At 36.3% G+C, this 15,856-nt stretch carries 10 protein-coding genes; 6 read left to right on the forward strand and 4 right to left on the reverse strand.

Translation table 11 applies throughout. From position 1 onward, the window contains the following. Positions 1-52 precede the first annotated feature (52 nt). Together ES724_RS05860 and gltB are read right to left on the reverse strand one after the other, a co-directional pair. Complete coding sequence (locus ES724_RS05860) at positions 53-1,519, reverse strand: glutamate synthase subunit beta (protein ID WP_146930863.1); 1,467 nt, start codon at positions 1,517-1,519, stop codon at positions 53-55. A 4-nt stretch (positions 1,520-1,523) separates the two neighbouring features. Next, entirely contained in the window at positions 1,524-6,032 is a 4,509-nt protein-coding gene (gene gltB / locus ES724_RS05865) for a glutamate synthase large subunit (protein ID WP_146930866.1), read from the reverse strand. Between the two features lie 467 nt (positions 6,033-6,499). Between gltB and ES724_RS05870 the strand changes: the two genes are divergently transcribed. The 4 genes from ES724_RS05870 to ES724_RS05885 are packed head-to-tail and all read left to right on the forward strand — an operon-like array spanning position 6,500 to position 9,582. Next, positions 6,500-7,645, forward strand: coding sequence for a porin (locus tag ES724_RS05870; protein ID WP_146930869.1), 1,146 nt, complete (start codon positions 6,500-6,502; stop codon positions 7,643-7,645). 16 nt (positions 7,646-7,661) lie between these two features. Continuing rightward, positions 7,662-8,000, forward strand: a complete 339-nt coding sequence (locus ES724_RS05875; RefSeq protein WP_026837968.1) for a P-II family nitrogen regulator — start codon at positions 7,662-7,664, stop codon at positions 7,998-8,000. Positions 8,001-8,026: 26 nt separating this feature from the next. Continuing rightward, positions 8,027-9,265: an ammonium transporter gene (locus ES724_RS05880; RefSeq protein ID WP_146930872.1), complete on the forward strand. Its 1,239-nt coding sequence runs from the start codon at positions 8,027-8,029 to the stop codon at positions 9,263-9,265. Positions 9,266-9,321: 56 nt separating this feature from the next. Then, positions 9,322-9,582: a DUF1456 family protein gene (locus ES724_RS05885; protein WP_026837966.1), complete on the forward strand. Its 261-nt coding sequence runs from the start codon at positions 9,322-9,324 to the stop codon at positions 9,580-9,582. 74 nt (positions 9,583-9,656) lie between these two features. On the opposite strand, the gene sucC is transcribed toward ES724_RS05885, so the two are convergent. Beyond that, on the reverse strand, positions 9,657-10,847 hold the full coding sequence (gene sucC / locus ES724_RS05890; protein ID WP_146930875.1) for an ADP-forming succinate--CoA ligase subunit beta: 1,191 nt from the start codon (positions 10,845-10,847) through the stop codon (positions 9,657-9,659). A 367-nt stretch (positions 10,848-11,214) separates the two neighbouring features. On the opposite strand from sucC, the gene lysA reads away from it, so the two are divergent. Continuing rightward, on the forward strand, positions 11,215-12,453 hold the full coding sequence (lysA, locus tag ES724_RS05895; RefSeq protein WP_146930878.1) for a diaminopimelate decarboxylase: 1,239 nt from the start codon (positions 11,215-11,217) through the stop codon (positions 12,451-12,453). Positions 12,454-12,484: 31 nt separating this feature from the next. On the opposite strand, the gene ES724_RS05900 is transcribed toward lysA, so the two are convergent. Further along, the gene (locus ES724_RS05900) at positions 12,485-13,519 is read right to left on the reverse strand and encodes a hypothetical protein (RefSeq protein ID WP_146930881.1); all 1,035 of its coding nucleotides are present in this window, start codon (positions 13,517-13,519) and stop codon (positions 12,485-12,487) included. 284 nt (positions 13,520-13,803) lie between these two features. On the opposite strand from ES724_RS05900, the gene ES724_RS05905 reads away from it, so the two are divergent. Further along, a complete protein-coding gene (locus tag ES724_RS05905) occupies positions 13,804-15,672 on the forward strand; it encodes a TIGR00341 family protein (RefSeq protein WP_146930884.1) in 1,869 nt (622 codons plus the stop codon). Positions 15,673-15,856: the final 184 nt, after the last annotated feature.

Raw genomic sequence — 15,856 nt, forward strand, 5'->3', positions numbered from 1 at the left:
TTTTTGATTATTCAGAAACTCAGGGAATGAAATCCTCAATGAGGATGAGGAATTAAATTCTAGGTAGATCTCCTTCTCCTTTAAGTGGCAGTTCTGAAGTGCCCATTAAATATTTATCTACATAATACGCAGCCTCACGTCCTTCTGAAATTGCCCAAACTATTAAAGATTGCCCCCGTCTCATATCTCCGGCTACAAAAATTCCGGGTACATTGCTCTGATAATCGTCTAAAGAAGCATGAATATTGGTTCTGGCATCCATCTTTAACCCTAGTTGTTCTGCCAAAGTTGTTTCACTCCCTGTAAAACCCAAAGCCAACAAAGCAAGATCACAATCCCATCGTTTATCTGTCCCGGGAATTTCCTCTAACAGAGGTCTTTCTCCTAGTTTATGAGTCCATTCTACCTCTGTGGTGATCAAGCCAACAAGGTTACCTTGTGCATCCCCCAAAAACTCTTTGGTAGAAATACTCCATTCTCTTTCAGCACCTTCAGCGTGAGAAGAAGTTGTTCTAAGCTTCATTGGCCAATATGGCCAAGGCTGATCTGCTGTGCGATCTACGGAAGCTTTTTTCAAAATTTCGAAGTTAAGAACGCTTTCTGCTCCTTGCCGGAATGATGTTCCAATACAATCGCTTCCCGTATCTCCTCCCCCAATAACAACTACATTTTTACCTTTAGCTGAAATTTCATTTTCAGAAAATTTAAGCCCGTCTACTCTTCTGTTATTTTGGGAAAGAAAGTCCATCGCTTGATGTACTCCTTTTAAATGTGCTCCTTTAATTGGTAGTTGCCTGTTAACCGTGGCACCTCCACAAAGCACAATTGAATCATGATTTAATTTCACCTCCTCTATAGCAATATTCTTGCCTACATGAGCATTAGTTATAAATTTAATACCTTCCTGCTCCAAGACTTCCAGACGACGATCTATGACATTTTTCTCCATCTTAAAATCTGGGATTCCATAACGAAGTAAGCCCCCAACTTTCTCATCCCTTTCATAAACCGTCACCTCATGTCCAGCTCTATTTAGTTGTTGTGCTGCAGCTAATCCGGCCGGTCCAGACCCAATAACTGCTACTTTTTTTCCGGTTCTATGCTCTGGAATTTGAGGCTTCACCCAGCCATTTTTAAAGGCTTCTTCAGCAATGTTCTTCTCTATATTTTCAATAGTTACCGGATCTTCGTTGATGTTAAGCACACATGCTTCTTCACATGGAGCGGGACATAATCTTCCTGTAAACTCCGGAAAGTTGTTGGTACCATGTAAAATCTCGGCTGCTTTTTGCCATTTACCCTGGTAAACCGCATCATTAAAATCTGGAATTAGATTACCTAAAGGACATCCACTATGGCAAAAAGGAATACCACAATCCATACATCTGGCTCCCTGATCTTTTAATTCAGACTCTTTTAGCTTTACCGTAAATTCTTTATAATTCTCAACTCTTTTTTCAACCGGTTCATAATCTTCTGACTTACTTTTGAATTCTAAGAATCCTGTTATCTTTCCCATTATCTTACTCCGTTATATCTGTTAATTTTTCCTCTTCCAGCCTTATCAATGCCAGTCTATATTCTTCAGGAAGTACTTTCACGAATTTACTCAGACTGCCTTCCCAGTTCTCTAAAATTCTTTGAGCATGCCTGCTTTGTGTATAATTGTAATGATTGGTAATCAAGAGATGTAATTGCTCCTGATCTTCACTTTCAGTAACTGGCTCCAAGTTTAGATCGCTTAAATTGCAATTCTTTTTAAACGAATCATTTTCATCAAAAACATATGCAATTCCTCCACTCATACCTGCTCCAAAGTTCCTTCCTGTTTCACCTAGAATAACAGCAACTCCTCCGGTCATATATTCACAACCATGATCTCCAATTCCTTCAACTACAGCCTGGGCTCCACTATTTCTCACACAAAAACGCTCTCCTGCCATGCCGTTAAAATATGCTTCCCCCTCTATGGCGCCGTATAAAGCAACATTACCAATAATGATATTTTTCTCCGCTTGTAGCGTGGATTCTTCTGGGATCTTTACAATTATTCTACCTCCAGAAAGTCCTTTCCCTACATAATCATTGGCATTACCATCTATTTTTAAAGTTAAACCTCGGGTTGCGAATGCTCCAAAACTTTGACCGGCAGCACCTTTAAAATTGATCTTTAAAGTATTGTCAGGCAAGCCCTGTTCTCCATAGATCTTAGAAATCTCATTGCTTAAGATAGCACCTACAGCTCTGTCTGTATTATGAATTTCAAGATCCAATATTGTCTTTTCTTTTCTAAATAGAGCGGTATGTGCCAACTCGATAATTTCAAAATCAATAGATTTTTCCAGTTGATGATCTTGAGATCCTGTATTGTAAATATCTACACCTTTTGGAGCTTCAATTTTATGAAGAATCGGAGAAAGGTCTATTCCTGCTGCTTTAAAATGATCAATTGCTTTATTTCTATTCAATTTATGCACCTGACCCACCATTTCATCTACAGTTCTAAAACCGAGTTGTGCCATGATCTCTCTTAATTCTTCAGCAATAAAGTACATGTAGTTCACTACATGCTCTGGTTTACCCTTAAATTTCTTTCTTAAGTCCGGATTTTGAGTAGCAATACCAACCGGGCATGTATTTAAATGACAAACTCTCATCATTATACATCCTGAAGCTACCAGCGGGGCTGTTGCAAAACCAAATTCTTCGGCACCTAAAAGACAAGCTACAGCTACATCTCTCCCGGTTTTTAACTGTCCGTCACATTCAAGTCTTATTCTGCTTCTAAGATCATTCAAAACCAAAGTTTGCTGAGCTTCAGCAATTCCTAATTCCCAAGGTAAGCCTGCGTGCCTAAGTGATGTCAAAGGAGCTGCACCGGTACCACCATCATAACCTGAAATCAAAATTACATCTGCTTTAGCCTTAGCAACTCCAGCAGCCACGGTTCCAACCCCGACTTCAGAAACCAGTTTTACGTTTATTCTAGCTGCTCTGTTAGCTGATTTTAGATCGTAAATCAATTGTGCCAGATCTTCAATAGAATAAATATCGTGATGAGGTGGCGGCGAAATAAGACCTACATAGGGCGTACTATTCCTGGTCTTAGCAATAAATTTATTCACTTTAGATCCTGGCAAATGCCCTCCCTCTCCTGGCTTCGCACCTTGAGCCATCTTGATCTGAATTTCGGTGGCATTGGTAAGATAATTACTTGAAACTCCAAATCTTCCTGAAGCCACTTGCTTTATAGCACTATTTGCCCAATCTCCATTGGCGTTCTTATAAAATCTGTTAGAATCTTCTCCTCCTTCTCCACTATTGCTCTTTCCTCCTATTCTATTCATCGCAATAGCAAGATTCTCATGAGCTTCTTTACTTATGGAACCATAAGACATAGCGCCGGTTTTAAACCTTTTTACGATCTCTGTCCAGGGCTCCACTTCAGCTAACGGAATGGGATCATAATTTGAGAATTCGAACATTCCTCTAATAGTCATTAACTGTTTAGACTGCTCATTAACAAGTGCCGCATATTCTTTATAGGTTGCTGGATTGTTGGTCCTCACAGATTCCTGCAATTTTGCAATGCTAATTGGATTAAACATATGCTTTTCACCATTTCTTCTCCAACGGTAATCACCTCCTATTTCCATTCCTATAGAACCAGGGATGTTTCTCTCTTTAAATGTCCTTAAATGTCTTTTTGCTACTTCTTTTTCTACTTCGTACAAGCCAATACCTTCAATTCTACTTGGGGTGTTTGGAAAGTATTTGTCTATTAGTGGAGAGTTAAGTCCTAAAGCTTCAAATAACTGAGATCCTCTGTAAGAATTAAGGGTGGAGATACCTATTTTATTCATGATCTTCACTACACCTTTTCCAACTGCCTTGTTATAATTCTCTACAGCATCAACAAAACCTATATTATTAAGATTTTTTTCTTCAATTTGCTCTTGAATGATCTCATTTACTAAATATGGATTGATAGCACTCGCTCCATATCCAAATAACAAGGCAAAATGATGCACCTCTCTAGGTTCCGCAGACTCTATGATAAAACTTATTTTAGACCTTTTTCCCAATTTAAACAAGCCATTATTTAAATAAGAACAAGCTAATAAAGCTGGTATTGGAGCCATTTCTTTATTCACACCTCTATCTGAAAGTATCAATATTGAATAAGCCTGATCAATTTTTTCTGAAGCAGTTTTCAACATAATTTCAAGCGCCTCTTCCAATCCGTTCAGCCCTTTTTCGGCTTTATATAAAATAGGAATGCTCACCGACTTAAAATCTGGATGCTCAAAATATTTGATCTTATCCAGATCTTCTTTTGAAATTACCGGATTATGGATCATGATCTTTTTACAGTAATCTGGAGAAACCTCCATTAAATTTGAATCTCTTCCTAAAGTAAGACTAAGATCTGTGATCAACTCTTCCCGAATACCATCTAAGGGAGGGTTGGTAACCTGAGCGAACATTTGTTTGAAGTAATTGTACATTAATTGTGGCCTTTCAGATAGTACCGCCAAAGGGGTATCTGTTCCCATAGATCCAATAGGTTCTTTTGCTTGACCAGCCATTGGTAAGATTATAGTTTCTATATCTTCTTCTGTATATCCAAAAATATTTTTTCTTAAGTTGATTGGAGTTTTTTCAATTTCTAGAGCCTCACTTCTGTATGGAATCTCCTTTAGGTGAATTCTGTTTTGTGACAGCCATTTTTTATAATCATGATTTCCAGCTATTCTTTCCTTGATCTCTTCATCGTTTATAATTCTGCCTTCTTTCATATTTACCAAGAACATACGCCCTGGTTGCAACCTTCCGTGATAGGCAATATTCTCTGGTTTTAGATCCAGCACTCCTGTTTCTGAAGACATAATAACGTAATCGTCTTTGGTTACAGAATATCTTGAAGGTCTTAACCCATTTCTGTCCAGAACTGCACCTATATAATCTCCATCTGTAAATGGTACCGAAGCTGGCCCGTCCCAAGGTTCCATGATGCAACTATTGAATTCATAGAAAGATTTTTTGGTTTCACTCATTTCCTTATGCTTTTCCCAGGCTTCAGGGATCAACATCATCATGATCTCAGGGAGCGATCTACCAGACATTAGCAATAATTCTACAACCATATCCATAGATGCAGAATCTGATTTTCCTTTTAATATTATAGGAAATAGCTCTTTTAAATCATCATCAAAAAGATCACTTTTCAATAACTCCTCTCTACTTCTCATTCTGGCAATATTCCCTCTCAAGGTGTTTATCTCACCATTGTGGCACATATACCTAAAAGGTTGGGCCAGATCCCAGGTTGGAAAAGTATTGGTTGAAAATCTTTGATGTACCAGCGCGAGTCTTGTAACTACCGTTGGATCTAAGAGATCTTTATAGTAGAACTTGATATCTTCTGGCATTAAAAGCCCTTTAAAAATGAGGGTTTTAGTTGAAAGACTTGGCAAGTAAAAATATTCACTTTCAGATAATTTTGATTTTAAGATGATATGCTCTGTTACCTTTCTGGCAGCAAAAAGTTGGATCTGAAATTTTTGATCTCCAAGTCCGTCTTCAGGTTTACCAACAAATATTTGCTCTATAAAAGGCTCTACTTCTGCAGCGATGGCTCCAAGGTGTTCATTATCTACCGGAACTTTTCTCCAGCCCAATAAAACCAATCCTTTAAGTATAAGTTGCTCTTCAAAAATCTTTTTACAATATTCACGTTGATTTAACTTTCTGGGCAAGAACACATTTCCCATGGCATATTCGCGAGATTCCGGAATTTCAAAATCGCAATTCTCTACAAAAAAATCATGCGGTATATCTATTAAAATTCCCGCTCCATCGCCGGTTTTTCCATCACTACTTACAGCACCTCGATGCTCTAACTTTTCTAAAATTTCTAAAGCCTTATGTATAATATCATTAGATTTCTTTCCTTTCAGATTGCATATAAACCCCGCACCGCAATTTTCATGTTCAAATTCGGGTGAATATAATCCCTGTTTCTCTTTCATATTTTCTTCAATTTTTCATCTTTATTCTTCCTAAAGTAAAGAATAAACTCAATATTGAATAATATTTAATAAACTGATTTCTACATTTAATACTTTCTTAAAAAATCAATTTTTTAATACTAAATTCATAATTAAAAACCTCTTTTTTGCCATATCTGCAACAAATTTTTCGTGTCCATTTCCTGAAAATGACTTTTTATGGACTTTAATAATAGATTGAAAATCAGAATCTGACGTTTTTATCAGTTTTTGAAGGTGTTTTTTACCTCATATTCATGAAAACAAGTAATATTTCATCATGAATACAATAATTTCTTAGCTTTTTTATGTAAAATAATTATTACCCCCTAAAATATAGGGGGTAATAATTATTAAATACACAAATATCAATACCCGCCCCCTATTTTTTTAATTGAGTTGCTCAAAATATACATAGATTAGTGACCAACTAATTAATTGTATATCAAATGAAAAAAATCTACCTACCCCTTGTTCTGCTTTTTGCGCTCAATTCTCATGCGCAAGAAGAGGATTCTCCAACAAACAGTTTTAAAATATCAGGATCAGTTGATGTATATGCACGTTTCAATTTAAACTCCTTTAACAGGAATTATGACGATATAGATGCACCGGCACCTGCAACATCTTTCGCTAACGACCCTGGCTTTGCAATAGGTATGGCTAATGTTATTATGAGTTACGAGACAGGAAAGGTAGGTGCAGTTGCAGATCTCGTATATGGACCTAGAGGAGAAGATGCCGTATTTAATTCTATAGGTAGTCCGAATATCGTAAATCAGCTTTATGTATACTGGAATGTCAGTGATAAAGTAACATTAACGCTTGGTAACTGGAACACTTATTTAGGTTATGAGGTTATATCACCCGCAGCAAACTTTAACTATTCCACTTCTTACATGTTCTCTTATGGGCCGTTCTCTCATACGGGTATAAAAGCAGATTTTGAGTTAAGTGATGAATTTAGTGCTATGGTAGCGGTAATGAACCCCACAGATTATACTGAGTTTAATCCTGTAGGCACCTATACTCTTGGAGCACAACTTGGATACGCTAAGGATACCGGAAGTGCATTTTTGAATTTTCTCTACGGAGATCAGGACGGAAATCTTGACGGAATAGGCAATAATGGCGGAGATGCTTCTGCTGGTTCAACTTTTCAGGTAGACCTTACTGCAGGTGTTGATCTATCAGATGAATTTTATTTAGGCTTCAATACTACTTACAACATTACCTCTACCGGGGAAGCTTATACAGATACTGGCATACGAGATATTGATGGAGATGATTTCGGCTTTTATGGTGCAGCGGTATATCTGCAGTATAGCCTAAGTGACAGTTTTGCGCTAGGTACAAGAGGTGAATATTTTAAAGAATTTAATGGCGGGGCAGGAGCTCTAGGTGTTTATGATGCCGATGGCGATGCCGGAGTCTTTGCTTTAACTGTTTCAGGAAATATTGCAATAGGTGATCTTATGTTAATTCCAGAAATACGCCTTGATTCAGCCAATCAAGATATATTCCTTAATAAGGATATCGACGGAACACAAGACAGCTTAGCATCTGTTCTTCTTGCAGCAGTTTATAAATTTTAATCTAAACATATAAATCATGAAAAAAATAGAAGCAATAATCAGGAAATCAAAGTTTTCTGCAGTTAAAAAAGCTTTACATCAAAAAGGTATCAACTTCTTCTCCTATTGGGATGTAACTGGATTGGGAAATGAAAAAATGGGTAGTGTATACCGAGGAGTATCCTATAGTACTAGTGATATTCAGCGTAGATATTTATCGATTGTGGTAGATGATTCTTTTGTAGAATCCACTATCGAAGCTATTCTTACAGCAGGTCGTACAGGAGAAGTCGGCGATGGAAAAATATTTGTTTCCGAGATCAGTGAAGCATATAGAATTCGTACCGGAGACAAAGGAAAAGAAACTCTAAACTAATTATTAAAGCATAAAATGTTAATTATATGGACTCAGGATTATTTACAGTAAACAATGTATGGATGATGATATGTACCGGGCTGGTATTTTTTATGCACCTCGGTTTTTCATTGCTCGAAATTGGACTTACCAGGCAAAAGAATACCATCAACATACTCTTCAAAAATCTATTTATAATTTGTGCGGGATTACTTATGTACTATATAGGAGGATTCAATTTAATGTATCCGGGATTTGAAGAAGGATCTGCAGGGATCTTGAAATTTGCAGGTTTCGGAATAGCAGCACCAGAAAATGGAATGCTGCCCGAATATGCCAGCGGAGGATACACTTGGTGGACTGATTTCCTTTTTCAAGGAATGTTTGCAGCCACTGCAGCAACCATTGTATCTGGAGCTGTCGCAGAACGAATTAAGATTGGAGGATTTATGATATTTGTTGTTATTTACGTAGGACTTATCTATCCAATAGTAGGCTCATGGAAATGGGGTGGTGGATTCCTTGATGCTATGAATTTTTATGACTTTGCCGGATCTACCTTAGTTCACTCTGTTGGAGGATGGGCCGCGTTAGTAGCTATATTTATATTGGGACCTCGTATTGGTAAATTCAGTGAAAACAACAAACCTCAACCAATTCCTGGTCACAATATTCCCTTTGCAGCCGCAGGAGTACTTATATTATGGTTAGGATGGTTTGGATTTAACGGAGGTTCTGTGTTATCTGCCGATCCTGCCATTACCTCTTTGGTTCTTGTAACAACATCTTTGGCAGCAGCAGCTGGTGGAATTTCAGCTTTTTTGACATCTACTTTAATGTATAAAAATTATGACCTTACTATGTTCTTAAACGGAATTTTAGGAGGGCTCGTAGGTATTACTGCTGGCGCCGATTTAATGTCTCCAAATGAAGCTGTGGTAATTGGCTTGATTGCAGGAGTTGTTATAGTTCTGGGTGTAGCGCTTATAGATAAATTGAAACTGGATGACCCAGTAGGAGCAGTTGCTGTACATTTAATTTGTGGAATTTGGGGTACACTAGCCGTAGGAATATTTGGAAGCATGGCAGGAATAGATCAATTCTTTATTCAATTAGCTGGTGTTGGAATCGTGGGCGCATTTTGCGTAAGTAGTACTTTCATAATTCTTAAAATCATTAAAGCTGTAGCTGGATTAAGAGTTTCTGAAATAGAAGAACTAGAAGGATTAGACAGACATGAACATGGAATGGATGCCTATCCAGATTTTAGATCTAACGAGCACTAAGAATTTTTAATACAGCAATTTTTCGGCGTACTCATTAAAATGTTTATTTTTGCCCTATGGGATTAACAAACAACGACACATTTAAAAAACTTAGAGTTGCGCTAAAATTGCGTGATGAAGATATAGTAGAAATCTGTGCACTGGTAGATTTTAAAGTTACCAGAAGTGAGCTTGGGGCAATCTTTAGAAATGAAGATCACCCAAAATATGTTGAATGTGGCGATCAATTCTTAAGAAATTTCTTGAATGGGCTCGTTATTCACATGCGTGGTCCAATGCCTAAAAAAAACAAACCAGAACCAAAAAGCGATAGTTAAAAGCTTTGGAAAAATTATAAACGAAAAAAGTCCCAAGAAATATCTTGGGACTTTTTTAATTCTATAAGAAAAGTTTAAGCTAGAACCGCTTGAACTTTATCTGCAGCTTCTTGGAATTCTATAGCACTCTGCACATCCAATCCGCTGTTGTCTATAATTTCTTTTGCAATATCTGCATTAGTACCTTGTAGACGAACAATTATAGGCACATTTATGTTCCCCATGTTCTTATATGCATCTACAATTCCTTGCGCAACACGATCACATCTAACAATACCACCAAAGATATTAATAAGGATCGCTTTTACATTTTCATCCTTTAAGATAAGTCTGAAAGCTTCTTCTACCCTTTTTGCATCTGCAGTTCCACCAACATCTAAAAAGTTTGCTGGTTCTCCACCTGCCTGCTTAATAAGATCCATAGTTGCCATTGCAAGTCCGGCACCGTTTACCATACACCCAACGTTTCCGTCTAGATCTACATAGTTAAGACCAACTTTTCTTGCTTCAACTTCTACCGGATTTTCTTCACGGATATCACGCATTTCTGCATAATTCTTATGTCTGTATAAAGCGTTGTCATCTAAAGTTACTTTAGCATCTACCGCCATAATCTTATCGTCACTTGTTTTAAGAACAGGATTGATCTCAAATAAAGCTGAATCAGATTCTACATATGCAGTATAAAGAGCAGTAACGAATTTAATCATTTCTTTAAATGCCATTCCGCTTAAACCTAGGTTGAAAGCTATTCTTCTTGCCTGAAAACCTTGCAATCCAACTGAAGGATCAATTTCTTCAGTAAAGATTAAATGCGGAGTTTCTTCTGCAACTGTTTCGATATCCATTCCACCTTCAGTAGAATACATGATCATATTACGTCCTGTATTTCTATTTAAAAGCACAGACATGTAATACTCTTCTGGCTCACTATCACCAGGATAATAAACATCTTCTGTAACTAATACTTGGTGAACTTTTTTCCCTTCAGCAGAAGTTTGAGGAGTAACCAGGTTCATCCCGATTATTTGTCCTGCAATTTCTTCTACCTCTTTAAGGTTTTTGGCAAGTTTAACTCCACCACCTTTACCTCGGCCTCCGGCATGCACCTGAGCTTTGATTACGTGCCATCCGGTTCCGGTTAGCTCGGTGAGTTCTTTTGCAGCATCTACTGCTTCTTTTGCATTATGAGCAACAATACCACGCTGAATGCGTACGCCAAAGCTGTCCAAAATTTCTTTTCCTTGATATTCGTGTATGTTCATAATCTGCTTTTCTTCAGTATTAATTACGGAACGCAAAAGTAATAAATGTAATAGGATGTACCAATATTTTTTGAATTTATAAACTTTGTAGATATGCTTAACTTTTAAAATCAAAATAAAACAATATGCTGCTCCTATAGCTATCTATATCATCTCAGCATCTAAAGAGATTAAACATTAGAAATATAGTTGAAGAATCCCAGATTTATCCTGATGTCTCGAGACAGTTGAAGTAATATTTATAATGATTATATTCATAAAATTTAAATATCATAAAATGCACAATTTGCTAGAATGTGTTATATTTTCATAAAATTTATAGCTTACTAATAATCTAAAGTATTTTTGCCCGCAATTTAATTTCTATATGAATAATCAAGACCTTTTAAACATAGCTGCAGAGTTTGGCAGCCCAGTATACGTTTATGATGCTGAAAAAATTGAGTCTCAGTACAATAGACTTACTTACGCATTCAATCAAGTGGATAGCCTTAAGATTAATTATGCGGTAAAAGCATTATCTAATATTTCTGTCCTAAAGTTATTTAAAAAATTAGGAGCCGGACTAGATACTGTTTCTATACAGGAAGTGAAATTAGGTTTAAAGGCTGGATTTGATCCGTCAAAAATCATCTACACTCCTAATGGGGTTTCTTTGGAAGAAATTGAAGAAGCAACTACTTTAGGTGTTCAAATAAACATAGATAACCTTTCTATTTTAGAGCAGTTTGGAACCAGACACCCTAAAATTCCAGTATGTATCAGGATCAATCCGCATGTGATGGCTGGTGGGAATAGCAATATTTCTGTAGGGCACATAGATTCTAAATTCGGGATCTCGATACATCAAATTCCACATCTATTGAGAATTATAGAGAATACCGGAATGCACATCAATGGAATCCATATGCACACGGGTAGTGATATTTTAGATATTGAAGTCTTTTTATATGCTTCAGAGATCTTATTTGAAACCGCAAAGCACTTTCCAGATCTGGATTTTATCGATTTTGGGAGCGGATTTAAAGTGCCTTACAAACCAGGCGATATTGAAACCAATATTGAAGAATTAGGCGAAAAATTAAGTGAACGCTTTAATGGATTTTGTAAAGAATATGGCAGAGACCTAACACTCGCCTTCGAACCTGGTAAATTTTTGGTGAGTGAAGCCGGGAAATTTGTAGCAAAAGTGAATGTGATAAAACAAACTACCTCTACTGTCTTTGCAGGGATAGATTCTGGTTTTAACCATTTAATAAGACCGATGCTATACGGATCTCAACATGAAATAAAGAATATTTCCAACCCCGATGGTAAAGAGCGATTTTATTCGGTGGTAGGATATATTTGTGAAACCGATACTTTCGCTACTAATAAAAGAATTCCTGAAATTAAAGAAGGAGATCTTCTAAGCTTCAACAATGCCGGGGCGTATTGTTTTAGTATGGCCAGCAATTACAATTCCAGATATCGTCCTGCTGAAGTATTATGGTATAATGGAGAAGCTCATTTAATACGTGAGCGGGAAACCTTTGAAGATCTTACCAGACATCAGATCGAGTTGGAATTTAATCATTCTAAAAAAGAACTCTCAGATGAAAATTAGATAGAAAAAGGCAGCCAATTGGTTGCCTTTTTTATTCATTAACAGTTTCAGTCACATTACCATCTTCGTCATAATACTCTATATAATCCAGATCTCCATTCTCATCATACTTTTCATATTTTACAAAATAAAATTTACCTTCACTTTCGGAAAAACTATATTCATATACATGTGCTAGTTTCTCGTAAGATTGATAATATTCTACAATAATTTGTTCTCCATTATTAATATAGATCTCACTTTCTCCATTTTCATAATCTGTTATTCGCTTTATATAAGACTCATCATTAGCGTAGGTAAATAAATTATTTCCAGCATTTTCTGATCCATAATCAAAAGATCCTTCAAGTCTTTCCAATGTATTATCACTTCGATAAAAATAATCTGCCTCACTAAATTCGCCCTGAGTATTTTGAAAAAAATAGGATTCCAAGTCTCCAAATTCTGTATAGGTATATGTAACAGTAGATTTTACAACTAGTTCAGTATCATAAACAATATACTTGAGTATATTCCCTTGCTCATCATATTCATACCCGACGTATTCATCTATTAAACCATTCTTCAAAAGGACGATCCGTTTATTATCATCTAGTTTTTCAAAAACAGTAACTTCACCTGGCTCATTTTCATATTTTGATGTGATGCTTTTTAGGATATAACTTTCATCAAAAATTAATTCATATGATTCAGAATCCAACCTAGCTAATGTGAAATAATTAAATGTGGTAACATTTAAACTAACTTTATTCTCTTCACTATCGTAATCTGAAAAAATAATTTCTTTTAAGATCCTACTCGGATATTTTTCAAGTAGCTCCGATTTAAGCAATCTGCCTTTATCGTCAAATTTATGAATCCAGTTTCCAGAACGAGTAGAAGATCTATAGGTGACTGTACCCCGGTCTTTACTAAAATAGTTCTCAATAGTTGGAATAAAGTTAAGTTCAATTAAATTTTTGGTTCCCGTCAAATTTTCGGTTTCGGTTTCAATTATGGAATCATCATCTGAACATGATGACATTGCTGCTAGCAATATGCTAAACAGAAAAATAAACTTTTTCATGATTTAATGATTTATGAAGACTTATAGGGAGGCCATCTGGTTAAATAAATGAACTCTAAGATAATAAATTAAAACTTAAATACCTAAAAACCAGTTATTTAAAAATATAAATTACTTTTTTTATTAATTTAAAATAAAACTGAAATAGCCTTCATTAAAGTATGTTGAACCAGAAAAAATATTTCCCAAAAATGGCAAAGTCCTCGAATTCCCTAAGATTTGGTTAAATAATAATTGAGATTTTGCTAAAATGATAACTTGCAGTGTAATCGAGCTATCCAACTATGTTTTATTTAGTGCATCATCCAGATGATTTTGAGAAAATTACAGAAACCGTAATCCCGTTTTTCGAAGAATCTAATTTCACTTTACTTACATTTCCAATATCCCAAGAATTTGAACCAGAAGAAGAGTCGGTGCTTGTCTCATACCTCTCTAATTTAGATTTTAAAGAATTATTACTAAAGGCTGCAAAAAATAAGTGGCCTATAGCAATATTACCACACCCTGAGGGTCAAAAAGCCACTAAATGTTTTGGAGTTTCAGGAAAAATGGAAGAGGCTGCCAAGGAGATCTTAGCGCTAAACGAAGTAAATGAATTGGATTTACTTTACTGCAATGAGGTCCCTGTACTACAATCTGTAAATGTGGGAGATGTCCTTATTTTTTCAGAACAAAAAGGTGCTCGAGGTTTTTTTGCTGAAGTATTTCAATTTTTGAAGAATATTAGAAGATTACCTGGATTATCACATAAGGCCTTTCTTTTTAGCGCAGACGAAGAAGAAATTATTCATACTTCTGCCTTAGGTATTATCGCTGTAGAACATCCTTCGGCTTCGGTGATCTCTAAAAGATTGCTAGGAAACCTTGTGATGAACGATGGGAAATTTCAAGTACTCATTCTTTCACCTCAAAGCATGTTTCAGCTTTTAGCCTTTCTATTTAAAAGTTTACTACCCAACCCCACTACCAAACCAGAATTACCTTCATTCATAGGACATATAAAAACCACGAATATAAAAATAGTGAATGGAGTGCCTATAGATTTTTCTGTAGACGGCGAGAAATTAACTGCAAAAGAAATAAACATAAGTGTGCATAACCGGGAAATAAAACTTCATCAAAAAAGCGAATATGCTTCAAAAAATGAAGGAGTCGACGAAAAAAAGAATCTCAAAATAGACAAATTACCCACGGGGGAAAAAAGGGAAGAACTTACTCAACGGAAAATACCTTTTTTACCCAGAGCCACGACAGAGGAGTTTCAGGAACTATTCAAGGTTTTAAAAGAGAATGCAAAACTTAGCTCTTCCTTTTTGGTTATGATGATTCTCGCTACGCTAATTGCCACTTTTGGACTATTTGGAGACTCGTCTCCGGTAATTATTGGCGCTATGATCCTTGCGCCCATCATCGCTCCAATTGTTTCATTTTCTATGGGAATGGTGCGTTATGATATCAATATGCTAAAAACTGGAATCGTTACCATCCTTATTGGAACTATTGTAGCATTAATATTTGCAGCCGGCGTAAGTATGCTTATACCTCTCAAAGTTCTAACCTCTGAAATTGATGCACGCCTTACCCCTACCCTTTTAGATATGGGAATAGCCGTTGCCTCTGGAATTGCTGCAGCCTATGCGCATGCAAAAGAAGGGATCGCGAAAAGCTTAGCGGGTGTTGCCATTGCGGTTGCCTTAGTACCACCATTGGCTGTTGCAGGTATTGGAATTGGATGGTGGGACTGGGATGTGTTTTCTGGTGCTTTTCTACTTTATTTAACCAACCTTGCTGGAATTATCATGTTTGCCGGTATCACATTTTTACTTTTAGGTTTTGCGCCTTTTAGGCGTGCAAGAATAGGATTGGTTTATACCCTTATCACAATTAGTATAGTAATGATACCACTTTCTCTTTCATTTAATCGAATAAAACAAGAAGCTAGAATTACTTCAAAACTGGAAGGAACTAATTTTGATGATATCCTTCTGAGAAATGTAAAGGTAAGAACCGGAAAACCACTTATGGTCTCTTTAAAACTGGTAAGTCCTGAAGCTATAGATTCTAAAGAAATGACAAAAGTCAAGAAGCAAATTGAAGAGAAAATTGGAGAACCAATTATTTTAGAAGTTATAACTGCAATTGAATTTTAAACCCTCATTGAGTGTTTTGTCCTCCTGAAAAACCGGAAAGGATTTCCGAGGCTTGCCCGAAACATTCAGACGGGCTTGCCTTGAAATCTCGAAAGTATTTTTCATTTCAGCATTTATCGGGAAATAGGTAGTGAACTTGGCCGAGGATCTTGATTCAATTATAATTTAACAACATATTAAAAGC

The organism is Gillisia hiemivivida (assembly GCF_007997295.1).
In the GTDB taxonomy this organism is placed as follows: domain Bacteria; phylum Bacteroidota; class Bacteroidia; order Flavobacteriales; family Flavobacteriaceae; genus Gillisia; species Gillisia hiemivivida.